This window comes from Streptomyces rishiriensis (assembly GCF_030815485.1).
Taxonomy (GTDB): domain Bacteria; phylum Actinomycetota; class Actinomycetes; order Streptomycetales; family Streptomycetaceae; genus Streptomyces; species Streptomyces rishiriensis_A.
The window spans coordinates 393,999-410,569 of record NZ_JAUSWV010000001.1; the positions used below are offsets into that span (position 1 = coordinate 393,999).

Annotated in this window: 11 protein-coding genes and 4 pseudogenes; 3 read left to right on the top strand and 12 right to left on the bottom strand. The window is 64.5% G+C overall.

The features are described from left to right. Window positions 1–46 precede the first annotated feature (46 nt). The 3 genes and pseudogenes from QF030_RS01880 to QF030_RS40445 all read right to left on the bottom strand — a co-directional run. The gene (locus tag QF030_RS01880; RefSeq protein WP_307160865.1) at window positions 47–1,621 is read right to left on the bottom strand and encodes a DNA primase family protein; all 1,575 of its coding nucleotides are present in this window, start codon (window positions 1,619–1,621) and stop codon (window positions 47–49) included. Between the two features lie 365 nt (window positions 1,622–1,986). Beyond that, the gene (locus QF030_RS01885; protein WP_307160866.1) at window positions 1,987–2,922 is read right to left on the bottom strand and encodes a COG4315 family predicted lipoprotein; all 936 of its coding nucleotides are present in this window, start codon (window positions 2,920–2,922) and stop codon (window positions 1,987–1,989) included. A 352-nt stretch (window positions 2,923–3,274) separates the two neighbouring features. Continuing rightward, window positions 3,275–3,467: pseudogene (locus tag QF030_RS40445) on the bottom strand (ISAzo13-like element transposase-related protein); the annotation flags it as partial. A gap of 637 nt (window positions 3,468–4,104) precedes the next feature. On the opposite strand from QF030_RS40445, the gene QF030_RS01890 reads away from it, so the two are divergent. Then, window positions 4,105–5,247 (top strand): glycosyltransferase family 4 protein, encoded by a 1,143-nt coding sequence (locus QF030_RS01890; protein WP_307160867.1) that lies wholly within the window; start codon window positions 4,105–4,107, stop codon window positions 5,245–5,247. Window positions 5,248–5,387: 140 nt separating this feature from the next. Here the strand turns inward: QF030_RS01890 and QF030_RS01895 are convergent, their stop codons facing one another. Together QF030_RS01895 and QF030_RS01900 are read right to left on the bottom strand one after the other, a co-directional pair. Next, the gene (locus QF030_RS01895) at window positions 5,388–5,618 is read right to left on the bottom strand and encodes a transposase (RefSeq protein WP_307160868.1); all 231 of its coding nucleotides are present in this window, start codon (window positions 5,616–5,618) and stop codon (window positions 5,388–5,390) included. A 1,802-nt stretch (window positions 5,619–7,420) separates the two neighbouring features. After that, window positions 7,421–7,615: a helix-turn-helix domain-containing protein gene (locus QF030_RS01900; protein ID WP_307160869.1), complete on the bottom strand. Its 195-nt coding sequence runs from the start codon at window positions 7,613–7,615 to the stop codon at window positions 7,421–7,423. A gap of 312 nt (window positions 7,616–7,927) precedes the next feature. On the opposite strand from QF030_RS01900, the pseudogene QF030_RS01905 reads away from it, so the two are divergent. Next, a pseudogene (locus tag QF030_RS01905) lies at window positions 7,928–8,149 on the top strand (IS701 family transposase); the annotation flags it as partial. A gap of 1,485 nt (window positions 8,150–9,634) precedes the next feature. Here the strand turns inward: QF030_RS01905 and QF030_RS01910 are convergent. The 5 genes and pseudogenes from QF030_RS01910 to QF030_RS01935 form a co-directional block, all read right to left on the bottom strand. Next, entirely contained in the window at window positions 9,635–9,826 is a 192-nt protein-coding gene (locus QF030_RS01910) for a transposase family protein (RefSeq protein WP_307160953.1), read from the bottom strand. Window positions 9,827–9,874: 48 nt separating this feature from the next. Continuing rightward, window positions 9,875–10,120, bottom strand: coding sequence for a hypothetical protein (locus QF030_RS01915; protein WP_307160870.1), 246 nt, complete (start codon window positions 10,118–10,120; stop codon window positions 9,875–9,877). A gap of 407 nt (window positions 10,121–10,527) precedes the next feature. After that, window positions 10,528–10,929 carry a DUF6009 family protein gene (locus QF030_RS01925; protein WP_307160871.1) on the bottom strand — a complete coding sequence of 134 codons (402 nt, stop codon included), beginning with the start codon at window positions 10,927–10,929 and terminating at the stop codon, window positions 10,528–10,530. Next, window positions 10,926–11,267, bottom strand: a pseudogene (locus QF030_RS01930) (primase-like DNA-binding domain-containing protein); the annotation flags it as partial. The gene QF030_RS01925 and the pseudogene QF030_RS01930, both read right to left, overlap by 4 nt. 67 nt (window positions 11,268–11,334) lie before the next feature. Continuing rightward, window positions 11,335–11,925, bottom strand: a complete 591-nt coding sequence (locus tag QF030_RS01935) for a TetR/AcrR family transcriptional regulator (protein ID WP_307160872.1) — start codon at window positions 11,923–11,925, stop codon at window positions 11,335–11,337. A gap of 104 nt (window positions 11,926–12,029) precedes the next feature. On the opposite strand from QF030_RS01935, the gene QF030_RS01940 reads away from it, so the two are divergent. After that, window positions 12,030–12,842, top strand: coding sequence for an alpha/beta hydrolase (locus tag QF030_RS01940; protein ID WP_307160954.1), 813 nt, complete (start codon window positions 12,030–12,032; stop codon window positions 12,840–12,842). Between the two features lie 544 nt (window positions 12,843–13,386). On the opposite strand, the gene QF030_RS01945 is transcribed toward QF030_RS01940, so the two are convergent. Together QF030_RS01945 and QF030_RS01950 are read right to left on the bottom strand one after the other, a co-directional pair. After that, complete coding sequence (locus tag QF030_RS01945) at window positions 13,387–14,043, bottom strand: hypothetical protein (RefSeq protein WP_307160873.1); 657 nt, start codon at window positions 14,041–14,043, stop codon at window positions 13,387–13,389. A 239-nt stretch (window positions 14,044–14,282) separates the two neighbouring features. After that, window positions 14,283–14,533, bottom strand: a pseudogene (locus QF030_RS01950) (IS110 family transposase); the annotation flags it as partial. Between the last annotated feature and the right edge of the window lie 2,038 nt (window positions 14,534–16,571).

A 16,571-nucleotide genomic window follows, 5' to 3' on the forward strand; every position in this document is an offset into this window, starting at 1 on the left:
GATCCATCGTACGGTCGCTCGATCAGCTTTTCCTGGGAGCATGTCGTCATACGCTCCTCCCCCCGTCCGGGACGGCTCCGTCGGGAAGCAGGCCCAAGCCGGGATAGAACTTGGTCGCATTGCTTTTGATCATGTCCGAGGGTGAGGACAGCCCGAGTTCCTGGCGGATTCGGCTGGCGAAGGCGCGCGGTGTGGAGGCGCGGATGCCTTCGTCGGAGCACCAGTGGCCATAGGCTTCGTAGAGCAACTTCTGTTCGACCCGCAGATCCGGGTCGGTGCGGCCGGCCTCGTTCCTGACGCAGCGTTCTGTGATGAAGCGACCTATGTGATCCTCCGTGGTCTCGTATGCGGCGGTGGCGATACGGACGGAAGCCGGACCGGTGAGCGGGTCCCGGGTGGACAGGTATTGCATTGCTCCCTCGATGAGCCATTGCAGAATCCCGGGGCCTTCGTCGGTCACGAGTTCGGCTGCCAGGTTGTCGACCTTGCGTTCGTCGGGCACACGTCGTTCGAAGGGGATGATGCGCATACGACGCCAGAAGGCGTATCCACCGGTTCCCACTTCGGGGCGATGGTTGCCTAGCAGCCAGAGCTTGTGCGTGGGTGCGAAGGTAAAGAAGTTCTGCCTCATGCGCCGGGCAGTAATGGTGTCACCGCCGGTGAGAAGCTTCACACGGCCTTCGTTGAACTTGTCGTTCGGCTTCAGTTCACTGCACACCACGATGCGTCTGCCGTGGAGTTCGGTGAGTTCGGTGGAGTGCTCAGTGAACTTTCCCTTTTCCATGAGGAATCCGGGAGGGGCGGCGTTCGCGTAGTCTCCCAGAATCTGCATGGTGACTTCGAGCAGAACGGACTTGCCGTTGGCACCGGAGCCATAGAGGAACGGCATCACTTGGGCGCCGACGTCACCGGTGATGGAGTAGCCGAGCAGCAGGTGCAAAAACCGGATGGTCTCCAGTCCTCTGTGGTCGTCTCCGAAGGTGTCACGCAGGAAGCTGTTCCACCGAGGGATGGGAATCTTCTGCGGTGCGACGGTGGTGGCGCGGGAGTGCATGTCGGTGAGAGGGTCGGGCTTGCGCAGCTCCCCAGTGCGCAGGTCGACGACTCCGGAGGGAGTGCACAGAGCGTAGATATCACCGTCGAGAATGTCGGGGGCCAGGCGCAATGCAGGGGATGCCTGCGCTTGGTACAGAAGTGCCTTTATTCCGGAGGATGATTCGGAGTGTCGGCGGTGTGATGCGAGCTGGCGGTCGGTGAAGCGGCCTTCGGGATCGCGCTCGGGGATCTGCTCGGCAAGTTCTCCGGCTGCCCATCGGGCGGCTTCGTCGCCACCTGTGAGTTTCCAACGATAGGCGTCCCACGAGTGCCAGCCCATGCCGATCACATATCGGAACTGATCGTTGTAGAGGCGGGCGAACAGCTTCGCGTTGCCGCGGTCGGTGAGTGAGTCCGGAAGGAAGCGTGTCAACGGCTCAGCGGCGCGCGGTGGGCGGCGAAGGCTGGTCTGCTGTATGGGCAGACTTGGGCCAGGAACCGGCTTGGACGGTGCAAAGCCAAACGCCTGCTGACGAATCTGCGCGGCGACGGCTGCGGCGTCGAAGCGGACAGGTTCGGCGCTCATGAACCTCCTCGGGTGTGGAGCGGGCGTTACGTGCCGGCGAACGGGCCGACATGTGCGGAACGCCTTCGCCTCCGTTCAGGAGTGTGTTTCCGGGTACGGAAGGGTCTGTGAGCCCTCGTGTGCTCAGCCGTCTGCCCTTCTGCCGATACCTGGCCGGAATCTTCCAGGTATTCCGGGCGCTTACGGCGGCGCAGGCAGGCCTGGAGTGTCCGCAGGCCGCTTGATGCATGGAGAGCACGTAGATCCTGAGCGGATGATTGGGAACGCAAAGCTACTCCTGCCAGAAGATCGTGAAATCTGGCAGGAGTGGCAGTTCGGTCGCCATACCGGCGCAATGTTTCTGTCGCTCAAAGGCAGGGGTCCTACTAACTGGCGTCCTTGAACTCTCCGATGAAGATGGAGCGGGTCTTGTTGTCGAAGTTCATGTCTGCAAGGTCTGCAGCGTTTCCGTTCCGGAGCAGAAGGGATTCGCCGGTGCAGTCGCGTCCGGACCACAGCTTGATGGGCTTTCCACCCGATGCCGCATCCTCGGGACCGATAGTGGAGATTGCTCCGCCCAGCGAGGGAACATTCTGGCAACCAGTGCCCTTGACGGTCCCCACCGCACTTTCGCTGTCCGTGGCGTCCTCGGCGTACTTGTAGAAGCCTTCAACCGAACGCTTGACCAGCTCGGATGCGGTCGAGTTGCTGTCGCCATCGCCTGACCCGGCCGCGGGCTCCTCGACATCGGGCTCAGGTGCGTCGGCGTCCGTGCCCGCCCTCTGGCCGTCGGGCGTGACACCGAACCAGGTACCGCCAACACCCTGGCCGTTGGTGTCGCCCGGGGCGAGATCCTTGCTGAACAGGTACACCGGAGCCTTTCCGATGGTCACCTGGAACCCCTTGCCCCGCTTGATGAAGCCCACATCAGCCTTGTTGATTCCGTCAATGAAAACCTTGCCGCCAGGCTTCACGACATACGGCGGCCATGTCTTTTCACACTGATCGAAGCAGTTGGACTGGGAGGGCGCATCCTTGTCGAACCGGTACAGGACAAACCCCGCAGCGTTTGTCACAACGGGGTCCAGGTCCCCGGCCGCACCTGCCGAAAGCTGAACCCAGTTGCGGATCACTGGCCCGGATTCCTTGGCCTGCTTCGCGGGGGCTGCGTTGGCTGCAAAGTCGCCGGTACTCAGATCGGCCTTATTCTGTTCAGCAGTACCGCTCTTGAAGCTGACTTCCTCGGATGCAGCGGCAGCATCCGAGGCTCCGTTGCTGTTTTCGTCACCACCACAAGCGGTAAGCGTCAGAGCACCGGCCACGACGACCGCTGCGAAAAGGGTGCTACGAGTGCGAGACACTGAACCTCCGAAGAAGATGCCGCCCTGGTAGTACCCAGAACGTTTTGACACCCCGGACACGGCTCTGCTCTCTTCTGGAGTTCTAAATCTCGCAGTCCGTTACTCGAACGTTATCTCGACGGCCGCGAATAGATGTCTACGGCACTGTCACGCAGGGTGTCGACCTCATGCTTTTTGGTGATGCCGTCAAGTCGCCAAAAAGCATGCGGATACCGCCGCGCCGAGCCTGGTACTCCCGTCGCAGTTCGCTATCGCTGCTGGTCAGAGCCGTGCTTCTGAGGGTACTCGGCTGACGTCACGTCAGGTTGTGGAAGTTGTGGGCGATGTCGTAGATCCCGAAAGGGATGACCACCGGTTGGTCTCAAGGTGTGGCAGTCCACTTCGACCGGGCTTCCGCCCGGTCGCCAGGTGCGGCCGGGCCGGTCGCGGTTGCCGGGCCACTCCTTGGCTGCCGGCTGTTCTTCCGGCCCACCGGACCGATCAGGCCGTGCACGTGGGCGCGCATCCTCCGCCGCGGATTCACCCGACGAACCGGTGGCCGACCCGCACGAGTACTTCTTCCCACTCCGCGGACCAGACATCGCCGCCTACGGCCAGGAATGGCGATTGCGCCGGAAATGCCCGCGGCGTCGCGACGCCTGGCACGCCCGCTCACCACGCCCATATGTCAGACACCCCCTAGACGCGGCCGCGCGGCTCGCGGACGAACTCAAGGGCGCGGTGCTGCGGTGCCCGGCGAAATCCGCTCCTGGAACTTCGCTTTGCCCAGTCTCAACGGGCTCCTACAGCCTGCCTCACCGGCGCTGGGCATGTCTCGGGCAGCTCTAGAGTGGCCTTCGTGAGCGCAGTCTCCGACGGCCCCGAGTGCGCCCGATCACCTTGCGCGCCGTAAATATCGCAGAGAGCGACAGCGATTGAGGAGGTACCTGGCAGGTTCGTCCGAGTTTCCAAGTCCCTGCCCGGGGATGGCCGCTTGCGCTACGCCCTCTCCAGCCCACGTTTCTTGCAGTTCAGGAACGGGTCAACATCGCGTGTCCCGTCTCATTGGACTTTGGGCGATCTCACCGAAGTTTGACCAAGATCACCATGATGGCAACGGTACCCATACGCTCTGTAACAACAAAGGTGAAGGAGTAAGCAAGGGTGACTGCTGTGTACTTCGTCGTACCAGCCGGGTTGAACGACGAACGCCGCCCGTCGGGCGGCAACCGGTACGACCGTGAGCTGGCCCGGGAGTTGAGCGATGGGCTTGGCTGGAACGTGCAGGTGCGGCCCGTGGCCGGCTCCTGGCCCCGCGCGGCTCCCGACAGCCTGCGCGAGCTGTCCTCCATTCTGGAGGCGATACCCGATCACTCGGTGGTGCTGTTGGACGGGTTGATCGCCTGCGGGGTCCCGGACATCATGGCCACCCACTGTGAGCGGCAGCGCCTGGTGGTCCTGGTCCATCTGCCGCTCGCCGACGAGACCGGGTTGGACCCACAGGTGGCCAGAGCCCTCGATCGCGCCGAGCGCGAGGCACTGGGATACGCGTCTGCGGCTGTCGCGACCAGCCACTGGACGGCCTTACAACTCACCGAGCGCCATGGCTTGCCGGGTGCTCGCGTGCATGTCGCCGTGCCTGGCGTTCATCCCTCTCCCCTCGCGTCGGGCGGCACCCTCAGCGGTGGCCGACATCTGCTCTGCGTGGCCAGTACCACCGAGCGCAAGGGACACACCACGCTCGTGAGCGCGCTCGCCACCCTTCCGCGTGATCTGCCGTGGCACCTGAAGGTGGCCGGTGCGGAGCCGGACCCCGCATACGCCGCTCGGCTGCGGGCCTCGATTGCCGAGACCGGACTCGTCGACCGGATTTCCCTGCTCGGCCCACTGACCAGCACCGAACTGGACGCCGAGTACACATGGGCCGGTCTGCTGGTGCTGGCGTCCGACAACGAGCCGTACGGCATGTGCATCACCGAGGCACTCGCGCATGGACTGCCCGTCTACGCGTCAGATGTCGGTGGGATTCCGGAAGCGATGGGCCACGCCGTCTTCCCCGGCGAGAGCGAGCCGAAGCGCCCTGGACGTCTCATTCCGCAGAGCGACACCACGGCCTGGGGTGACGCGCTCGGCGAGTGGATGCGAGAGCCGGTGCTACGCGACCGGCTGAGAATCCTGGCCAAGCAGCGGCAGCGCACCCTGCCCAGCTGGCATTCAACAGCCCTGAAAGTCCAAGGCGCTTTGCAGGGCAGGCCGTCCACACCGTTGCGCAACCAACCAGAACGGCTCCCACTCAAACTACGGTGAGATAGTTCACGGTTCAGGAAAACAGGGCATCACGCGGGCGCCGCCTGCGCGGCCGTCCGCCGATCACCTCGGTCGTCCAGCGAAAGGCCTCATGCGCGGTTGGCCGTGTCGCGTCGAAGGACGCGGATCCGCCACCCGGTTCACACCCGAGAGCTGCTGGGCCGGGTGACGGTCCGGTGGTGTGAGAGCGGTCCGGCGACTGCCTGGACGATGTCGATGCGCCGTGAGGGGTGCACTGCGGCCTGGAACTCGCGCCGTTCCCCGTACCAGGTGTGAGCGCTCTTCTTGAACTTGCGATGTGGTGGTGTCATCACGCGGCCGCCGCTCCGAGCGCGCACGGCCCGGTAGCAGGCGTCCGTAAAGATCTCCATCTCCATGAACGGGCCGTCGGCCAGGAACCGGGCATGTCCGGACTGTCGGTCTGGGTGATGTCGGCGCAACTGCTCGGCCGGGCCGGGCCGGCCCGGGCTGCAGAGCAACACGTGCCCCTCGGCGTCGCCTCATGCGGCCGAAATCACCCAGGTCCAGGCCGACTCCGCCTACGCTGGCCAGCTCACCGCCTGGTCCGGCGACTCTCTGCACATGCCTGTCAGAAGGTCCGCCAACCACGCGTACCCAAGGATCTCGTCGTCCTGCCACGGAGACGGTAAGCCGAACGCACCCTGGGCCGGATCACGAACGCCGACGAAACGTCCCGGACCTCGAATGCCTTCCCCAACGCTCCGAGGCACAACTCGCTCATGTCCCCAGACTCAGCCGGCGAGGACCCGATCCCGATCCCTAGTGGACGAAGAACGACCGACCGTCCTGCGCCTGCCAGGCAGAGCTGGTACCGACACGGTCACGGTACAGGCCCCATTGGCAGAATTCGATCAAATGTTCACATCGACTGGCCCTGCGGTCTCGACTTCCGTAGGACGTTGGGTACATGGGCTACCTCCATCGACTCTGTACTCCAGCGAGAGCCCGGCCTTGTCCCTGGAACTCTCATACGTGCCGCAGCCGCAAGCGAAGCGTTCTGCATGTCACTCAGCCGGTTTCGGAGCCCACTCTCATAGCTGCCCGGCGTGGCAGGCAGGTCGTCCAGGCTCCTGATAGGAGTCGGTCGCGCAGCCACTGCTGTGGCGTCGAGACTGAGAGACGGTGGGATCGGAGCGGCACGTGGTGGTTGCTCAAAAGCGGTCGTCCACCATTCAAGATCTTCGCGAGACGCATCCGCGGGTTGGCTTTGGCTTCGGTCAGTGGGCACAGGTACCTACCTCTTGTCTTGTTTCATCTCCTTTCTGAAAGACGCCGCTTGCCCGGCAAAGCGTTCAAGATCCACCTGAACTTCCGGGAGTGCAGGTCAAGCCCACGATGTCGCGACTGACGGGACCTCGGCACCCTTGAGAGAGACTCCGTGCCCTGGCAGACCCGAGAAACCCCACAACAGGCTGCCGATCAGGGGGACAGCGGTCAGGCAATCGCGGCGAGAGGTGGCGATACCCTGGGCGCTGCGGGAAAGGACCGGCCGGCCAGGACACAGAGATGATCTCCCGCTACGCAACCTGCAGCCCACTGTCCGTCTGCATGCCGACAGCACCCCCGACGCGGGAGTCCCTGCGACGGGCGGCGCGAAGGTCGACAGCGGTACGTCTGCACAACGACGGCCGCCTCCGCCGGTGGCGATTGCCGACCCGATGACGAATCGTCCACGGATCTCAAAAAAACTAGAACCATCCAGGGCAGCCCCACGTAGCTATGAGTGGGTGCAGCGTGAGCGACCGACTATACGATCCCCCGTCAGACAGGAGGCAGCTCATGCGGCATCCCGCTGGCCTCGGTGCCCATGGTCGAGACCAGTAGGTGGCGTGGCCCGGTATCCCCCCAAGAGCCCCGGGCCACGCCAGTGCACACACGGCTATTCGTACCTTCAGCCGCACGGCCGCGGCCTGCGAATCCTGGATTCCGCCGGAGGGGAGCGAGGACTGGCCGGGTGGGACGCACCGCTGCCGACTTCGAGATCTGGTGGGCCGACAGCGCCAACAGATGCGGCTGAGGCCGTCCGAGTTTCGCCAGCTGCGCAACGGCTTCAGATATTTGGTTGAACGCTGGCGTCGTACCTGGTGCTGGATTCCTCAAACGAGGTACACGTTTTCGGCGCCGCAGGGACCGGTCGGCGGTGCTGTTGGGTCTACAGTGGCCTGCGACCGGCCGACGGCGTCCACTCGGCGGGTCCCGACTCGTCGAAGGCCCACGGTTCCCCGACGGGCTCCGACCGCAGCCTCCACGACGGCACGGTCTTGACCAGGGAGATGATCCGAGATCGTTCCTCCTCGGTGATCCGCCGCTTGCGGCCCTGCCCGCCCAGATCGTCGAGTCCCTGCAAGCCGGATCGTTGGGAGCGGCGCAGCCGGCATCGATCGGACCGTTCTCTGACAGCAGTCCAGCTCCACTCGATCATCCGGGCCCGCATCGCCACGTCCCAAGGCGCCTTCCGCGCCCGCCCCAGCTGGCAAACGACGGCCCGCTCGTCGTCGTCACACTCCGGCCGTGCCCAGAGCCCAACGCCCAGGACCCGCCCTCGAGCACCCGCAACTACCCCGCCACCAGGACGTATGCCCAGCCAAAGAGGAATCCGGCATTGATACCGCAACGGTGTCTACCGTGGCTGCTGGCCAGGTCGGTCGTTGGTGTGGTTATGGGTGGGGACCTTGTTGACGTGCGGGTGTGGGCGAGTGAACTGAATGCGGGGCATGGGCGGTTCGTGCACCGGTTCGGCCGGTCGGAGCCTCGGGAGTCGGCACTGGCCTATGTGCGGGGCCCGATCGCTGCGTTGCTGCGGAAGAACGGCTGGACTCTGGCGGAGAAGGCCGGCCATGCCGGGCCGGACCGTATCCAGCGGACGCTGAACCTGATCGAGCCGCAGCGCGTGAGCGGGATCGAACCGACGCGAATCCACTCCCATGAGGTCGCGACAGGACACCCGTAGCACCTTCATGAAGCGGGGCTACGACTCGGGCGTCAGCAGCTTGCCGATCTGGTCCTGAAGGCGGAGGCCGTCGGTCTGTTGAGAGAACTCGCGGCGGGGTCGCGGCGGCGGGTCCGCTTACCCATGGGCGGCGACCACTCGGTGGATGCCGTGGAGATCGTTGCCCCACTGTCCGAGCATGGTCAGAGGCGTGCGGATGGCGGACAGAACCTCGCCGGACAAGTCCAGACGGAGGGACTTGCGGTTGAGCAGCAGGATCTGACAGATGGCGGAGGTCAGCCGGTCGGCTCCACGGCGGTAGCCCAGACGCGGTGGGCCCAGGCCGTACTTCCAGGGCTTGCCCGCAGAAGGGCGGTCGGCGGAAATAGGGTCGCTCGGTAACAGTGTTCCTTCAGCGGCACTAACGCTTGCGTCGATGCCTTACGGACCGCTTCTTTGAGTGTCAGTACCAGGGCAGACAGACATCTGTCCTTGACGACCCGACGACCGTGCGGAATGCGGTTACTCAGCCGATGGACCCCTGATTGCGCGCCGCCGTGGAAGAGTGTGATGCGAGTGCAAGCGGCGGGGTCTGACCGATTCTTCGCGCTGGCCACCGATGACGTGACGGTTGAGGAAGCGCAACGCATGAGGGCTCCGAGCCGTTGATCGAGATGTCTGACGTCTCGACCACCCTGCTCGGGGGTGTCGTCGGTCACCAGCCTGCGCTCGCCCGCCGGGTAGGCGACGGACTGGCCGACTGCTCACGGGGGCGAGCGTGCGAGAGGTCGCCGATCGGTGTGGGGCCTACCCCGAGCCGGTTCGATTGACGGGGGAGTCTCTGAGCAGTCGGTGATCTTGCGCTGCCCAGGACCAGTCCTCAGTCCCGTATACAAAAGCGCAGGTCAGTCAGCCCGTATGGGCTGCCAAGGGCGGGACTGACGGGACTCAATGTTGCAGTTATCACTTGCCTATGTCGTCTCCGCTGTCGCACGCGCGGAAAGAATCCTGCCGTCCACGCAGTAGGCAACTTGGGTTCTTGGTCCCGTCAGTCCCGTGGTTCACTGATTCACCTCCCTGACCTGGGCATACAACCTGTGGGACCGAAGAGACCGAAGTCCGGGCGGTAGTTCTGAAGGGTGGAGCAGCGCTCCAGCGGCACCGGCAGGATTCAGAAGTATTTCCACCAGGGTGGGGTGAGCAAGGCTGACGGATGCCGCGTGCAGAGGAGCTCGGGCGGATCCGCCCCACTGACCTTTCGAACCGGTTGGCGCGGGTCCGAGGCTCCGGCTGGGCGGGCACGGCTCCTCCGGCACTGAGCAATCCGGGTTGTTGCCCCGAAAGCAGGTACTCCCCTCGTGCCGCCTCTTGAGCAGCGCCAGCGCCAGCGCGAACTTCCGCTGGTCCTGGACTCCTGTCCGTGCCAGACCCACGACATCACAGCTGCCCGCCACGACCACTGACCCAAACGCCTGGTCGGCCCCACGGCATGCGGCCGGGTCGGGCGGCTGATATCCAGATCAGGTGGCCTTTCTCGTCGGTGAGAACGAGGAAGTGCAGGCCGTGATGGTGGTGTTTGCCGGAGTGGTTCCGCCGGTTGGCTTTTCCAGTGCGGCGCTGGGTGGGGATGAGTGCCGTCGATCAGGACCACCTCCCCGCGCTGCCTGGCGACCTTTTTCAGGGCGCGGTCCAGGCGCGGGGCCTGTGCTGCGAGCGGTTGATCAGCTCGTCGCGCCAACTGCGGACAGTGGTCTCCCCCACGTCCGGCTCGCGGTGCGGGATCGGCATCACGGCCCGTCCGCCCACTTGCCCGGGCATCGGCGCGGCCGAGGCGCGCTCGTCGGCGAGTTGCTCGCTCACCCGCTCAAGGACCCTTTCGGCGACAGCGAGTTCGTCCCGCTCGGCCCGAACCTCCGGCGTCATGGCCCGCTCGCGCATTCCCCGACCGCGTGGGCGCCCCCGCATCGGGCTGGACATGGTCCTTGCCGGCAAGGCCTGTTCCGCCCGGGATCCGCGGACATCTGCGCAGGCGCGGCATCCGGGCGGTGATACCGGTCCCGGCGGACCAGCGGGGCTATCGGCTGCGACGGGGCAATGGATGCCGCAGGCCCGCCGCTGGCCATCGACCGCGAGACCCACAAGCAGCGCAATACGGTCGAGTGGTACATCAACCGGCTGAAGCAGCGGCCCGGCATCGCCGACGGCACGGGCTGATCTTTGGACTGTCCTACGTCGTCCAGTGACTTCGTCAATGCTCCACGTCAAGCAGCAGGATGGTAGGCCTCCGCTTCAACCGCCGCCGCCCAGCCTCTTCCAGCTTGTTCTCCTGGTCAAAGCGGCAGGGTTATGCCGAGTTCCTGCATGGCTGTGGAGGGTGGGCCGCCTTCGGAGCGTTCGGTCTTGTAGCCCTTGACACGAGGTTCGAGGGTGAGCGGGTCCACGGCTTCAGCGGGTGCGCTCCGCGCATACAGACCGTCGGGCTTGGTGTCGCGGTCGTGAGGCAGCAGCCAGAAGACGCGGCGGCGGAAGGTACCGGAAGCTCGAGACGGTTTTGCCGTGGGTGCCAGCAGGGCGTAGGCGACCATGCGCCCGTCGCGGTGGTATGCCGGGCGTCCCTTGCGGGTGGGTAGCCGGTCCAGGCTCTGGCGGACGTAATCAAGGCCATCGACGTTCTCGAGCCAAACCAGCTCAGCTTCGTGGCTGATTTCGGCTTCTTCGATCAGGGAGCTCATGTGCTGGGGTCCCTCTCCTGGTCGGCGAGCAGTCCGATGCCGGGGTAGTGCTTGCGCTGGTTGGACAGGATCATCTGCTTGGGCGAGGCCAGGCCGACGACTTCGCGGGTGCGGGCGGCGAATGCCCGCGAGGACATGACGGGTGCCCCTTCATTCTGGCACCAGGTCCGGTAGACGGCGTAGAGCGCTGTCTGCTCGGCGCGAAGCTCGAGGCCAAGTGTGCAGCATTCTTCGTAGAAGCGGCCGGTGTGGTCTTCGGTCTCTGCATACGCGGTGGTCGCGATCCGGACGCGCTCGGGCCCTGTGAGGTCGCGGTCTCCGGCGAGGTAGCGGCGGGCGTCCTACATTGACGTGCACCTGCCTACCGACACTTGACACCTTGGGATGGCTTCGACGACTCAAGGACTAGTGAGCGGACCCGCGCTCCCCCAGGACTGCGTGTGCGGCACGCGCGAGTGCATCCGAGACGGCTGGCCCATCGAGGTAACCACCGACCATGGCGCCGTCGCGCAGGAGGACCAGCGTCGCAGCGGCCCCGCGCGGGTCAGGATGCCCGCAGGCGGCTGCCAGAGAGGTGAGGGCCTGGCGGAACCAGGTCCGGTGTTCGCCGATCGCCCGGCGGACGGTGTGGTCTGGGTCGGGGTATTCGGCGGCGGCGTTGATGAACGGACAGCCCCTGAAGCCTTCGTAGCAGGCATCGTCGGAGATCCCGGCGATGAGCAGGTCGAGCATCTGCTCGGGGGACCCGGCGATCGCGGTGCCGGCGGCGAACTGGGCACGGATGGCACCGTCGCGGCCGCGGAGGTAGGCCAGCACCAGATCGTCCTTGCTGGGGAAGTGACGGTAGAACGTTGCCTTGGTCACTCCCCCCTCGGCGATCAGCCGATCTACCCCGACAGCCTGGATGCCCTCGGCATAGAAGAGCCGCGAGGCGGTTTCAAGCAGCCGCTCCCGCGGCCGGGACGTTGAAGCGGCGATGCCGGGCACGGCGTTCATGCCTTCAAAAGTAACAGACAGGTCTGTCTTGACAGGCGCGTCGTTCAGGTGCTCATCTACTAAGAGACAGAACTGTCTGTCTCTTAGGGAGAGCAGTGGTGACCATGTCCACCAAACCCATCGTCCTGATCCACGGCCTGTGGCTCACCCCGCACAGCTGGCAGCCCTGGATCGACCGATACAGCGCCCAGGGCCACACCGTCCATGCCCCGGCATGGCCCGGCATCTCCGAACTGCACGAGCCAGTCGACCGTGACCGGGTTCCTGCTGGCTTGGGCGTTCGGGAGATCGCCGACCACTACGAGCGCTTCGTGCGCACGTTGGGCGAGGAGCCCATCATCATCGGCCACTCTTTCGGCGGCCTGGTCACACAGATTCTCCTCGATCGCGGTCTTGCGGCCGCAGGCGTTGCCGTGCACCCCGCTCCGGCCAGGGGTGTCCTGCGTCTTCCGCTGTCCACCCTGCGCGCCAGCTGGCCGGTCCTTGGCAATCCCGCCAACCTCCGCCGCACCGTCGAGCTGACCGACCGCCAATTCCACTATGCCTTCGCCAACACCGTCACCCCGGAGCAGGCCGTCGCCGAGCGCGCCCGCTGGGCTGTGCCCGGCGTGGGCAGGCCCCTGTTCCAAGCCGGATTCGCCAACTTCACCCCCGCCGACCGTGCGGCCACCGCCGTCCGATTCGACAACTGTGAGCGTGCACCACTCTTGCTGGTGGGTGGGACAGCCGACCACATCGTGCCGGCAGCGGTCGTCCGTGAGACCCACCGCCGCTATCGACGCTCCAAGGCGCTCACTGACTACAAGGAGTATGCAGGCCGCGACCACGGCACTGGCCTCCACGCAGGCTGGGAGACTGTTGCGGACGATGTCTTGGACTGGGCCCTGCAGATGCGACGCCCCGCCCACACTTCCTGAACCGCGCGTTGCGGCCCACCAGCGCCTGACCGACGACCACATGAACTGCCGCGACCTCCAGGGTCAGTCGATCAGCGAGAACACGGTGGCCTTGCCCGCCGTATTCAGTACAGGTCCCACTCCTCCTCGCCTCCGCGGGCGGGGGCCAAGGTGTGCCAGGCCTTCCTCGGGGCGGCCCTCGTCGAGACACAGCTTGGACGGCCTATGGAGGACCCAGTCGTCTGCGGCCTGAACGCGTACGAGGTGCGCCGCTATGTCAGCTGGTGTCGGCACATCACTCTGGGCATGACCGCCCAGGCCGTCCTGACCCCAATCGCAGGGCAACTCCAGGACAACTCCGGGACAACGGCGGTGCTGTCACGCTGCGTGCCTGCCGATGCCGGTCGCAGCACTTCCTTGTCTCCGTCGGAGCGCTGCGGGCCGGGCGAGCCGTCACTCGAAGGTAACTGACACCGCGGGTCAGTGCTCAGCTCAGGCGGTCTGGCACAGGCAGGCCCCAGCGTCCTGATGTCGTTTCCTTTGAATTCATTTCTTGATCAGCCGGTCACCGTCCGCTTCTGTGCGTTTCCGCCACAGCATACGGGTGATTCGCATAGGAAGCTTCGATTGCCGAGGTTGACGCATGCCTGCAGTCTTGGCTGTCGTAGTTCGTGATACGCATAGCTGCTACGCCAGCCAGCTCAGCACGTTCGGGGACAGGGATCAGGATTTCTGCGACTGACTGATCATACCGTTCAGCAGGTCCGCTCGACGGAAGCGATATCTGCGGGTGCACGGTGCCTGGTGCTTCCTCCTGTCGTTGATAGACAGGGAGAGAGGGGTAGTGGGTCCCTGCGTCTTGGGGGAGAAGTTTTGTTGCGTAGTAGGACAAGCCTTGCACTATTGCGCCCGCGCCACCTGCGACTGGGCCGAGTATGCCGACACCGGAGGCGCCGTATATGGCTGCTCCGGCAATATTAGCCATCCCGCCGCCAGCCTTGTAATAGTTGGGCTTTGGGTGCACATGGTCCGGATCCCAGTATATTCGAAGATAGCGGTGCGCTTCGTCGACAACTTGCTTAAGGCCCACCATTCCGCCTAACGCGACCCCGGTTCCATAGACTTTGAGGTTCTTTGTGATGGTGCCAGCACCCTGAAGAACGTAAGGAAGACCTTCTAGGCTCGCTTCAAAAATCCTTTGGCCGTAGGAGTTATTGCCCATACCAATCTCCGTTCCGTGCGGTAAGTCGATATCTGCGTCAAGTTTCCCATGGGGATATGAAGAGTGCGCTGATCAAGGGTGATTCCTTAACGAACCTCATACGCCCAAGAGGCAGTTTTGATGCTTTTAATACTATTGGATCATGTTTGGGGCTGCTGTGGCTGGAGTGGCGGCCTCTCACATGCCGCGGTCTGGACCGTACCAAGGTCGGGTGCGGTCGTCAGCGGACATCGGAAGGCGTCGAAGCCGACGAGGACGGTGATCTCGGTGGCGATCTCGTCGGTGAGTTCCAGCGAGCGCGGGGTGTGCGGCATGGTAAGGGCCGTGTCGGCGATCACAACCGCGTCGCGGGCGTCGGTCTTCGCCTCGCCCGGGTACAGGTCGGCGATCCGCCGCATCGACAGCCGGGCAGACTGGCAGTCAGACAGGCGACCTTGCAGCCGGCCTCCCGGGCCACCGCCAGCGGCAAGGCGCCGATCGAGCGCACCTGGACCAGTCCAACTCCCCGCATGCGCCGAGTTTGATTGATCCGGAGGTGGTGTCACCGGTCCCGGAGGCATCGACGGACCGCTGATGAGGGGCTTGAGCACCGGGGTGAGTCGTTTTCATCCTGAATGGCTGCAGTTCGGTGACTGTGCCCACCCGCCCACCGGTCGGACAGCGACACAGCCGGGCTCCATAGGACCTGGTGCCTGTCCTCGCCCCAGGAGTGGTCCGCATAATTTTTCTGCCCCGGACAGAACCGTCCGAGCCTCCAAGCCGTAGTACGAGGTGGATGCCGAGTGATCCATTGGGGACTGCGCGTACGCCGCACCCATGAATTCTCCATCTCAGTCAGCCTCTCTCCAGAAAGAGATTACATAGTTGAAGCGCAGTAACCGCTTTGGTATGGCCGTCGCAAGCACCGTTGCTGCTGTCGGGATCATCGGGTTCGGCACAGGATCCGTCTCAGCGGTAATGCACACGGACCCTTACCTCGTGGAACACTAGATGTCACCTACGTGGTGTGCTGCGATGGCGGTTTATTGTCACGCATGCCGTTTGATCTGGCCCATGTGAACTGCGGCTCTGTAGTTATTGCCGCAACAATGGAAGCGGCCGTTCTCCATGCTTCGAAGTGGCGAGTATCGAAGGGTGAGGGAGTGGCCGCTGCGCGCTCGCGCAGGGGTCTTCTTGGTGGAAAACCCATCCCCCAGAAGCTTCACCACACTGTCGGCACAATTGCCCCATCGCCCAGCCGGGCCCTTCAAGTAAACCTTTCCGCGAACGCTGCCGTAGTGTTATTTATGGGAGTTCCCCCTCCAGCTCTGCTCGTTATCGAATTCACAAAAACCTGAACAAGGATGACATGTAAATGGGCACGACTGTCACGCTCGGAAATGGCGCCACAGCGAATGAAGACAACGTAAAGGCAATCATGTCGGCCTTCAGGCAGGTTCACCCACCCTCCCTGATGTACCTCGCAGAAGCCGCCCAGGGAAACATAAATGTCACTAATATCCCCCTAGTGGATAGGCAGAATCTCCAGAGGGTCAACCTGCTGGGCGCTGACGGGCGAATGCACCAAATAGTTCGCGACGTCGCAGAATCGGCGTTGACATTCGACGACAACGCCAATTTAAGGCTTCGTGACCCACGAGCTCCGCAGTTGACAATCGCGGCGGTTGCCGGCGCAGCTACCGCTCACCCGGTGCCCTCGAATCCGGGCCGAGCTGGAGAATCATCCACTACTACCGCACAGCTGGATCATTCGACATCCCAGGGTCACCGCCGATCCAGGCCATGATCTCGCTCACTGAGCTCTGTCAGTGTGGCCACTGATCGGGTGGGTGGCTGGTGTTCCGCAGCGCATGAAGCTCCTGTGCCGTTGAGGGAGGTGTTTCGACGTCTCAACTCATCAGCGCAGGAGCCTTGTTGGTTTCCTGGGTCCTGCTCGACGGAACGCCTGCCGCGTGCGACGGCGACGGCGACAGCCGGGCCGGCTTCGCCCACCAGCACCGCCGCCACGGCGTGACCGTGCAGGTCACCGCCGATCCCGCGGGCAGCCTGCCGTGGACCTCGCCCGCCTTGCCCGGCCGCACCCGCGACCCGACCACAGCCCGCGCCCACCGCATCATCCGGATCTGTGAACGCCAGAGCATGCCCGCCCCGCCGACCGCGTCCCCATCGGCGCCGGCTCCCGGGTCAGCACACCCACCAGACGCTCAGACGCCTTCCGTACCAGGACCTCACCGCGACCCAGCCGACGATCAACCGGGGGCCCTGCCAGCGCCACGAGCACCCTCGAACGAAGCGTCGCGCGACGGAAGCCCTGCGACGGCTTCCGCAGCGCCCACCGCAGCCCCACCACATGAACGTCACCGCCCCCGCCGCCCTCACCCCGGAGAGACAACGCTCGAAGAGAGCCACTGAACTCCGGCCAGCGCGTGCCGCTGTCCAGACGTCACCGTGTTCGTCGCCGTGTGCGTCCTCGTGCTGCTCGGCATCATCAGTGTCGCCGCAGAGGAGCAGCTCGGCCAGGGGCCGTC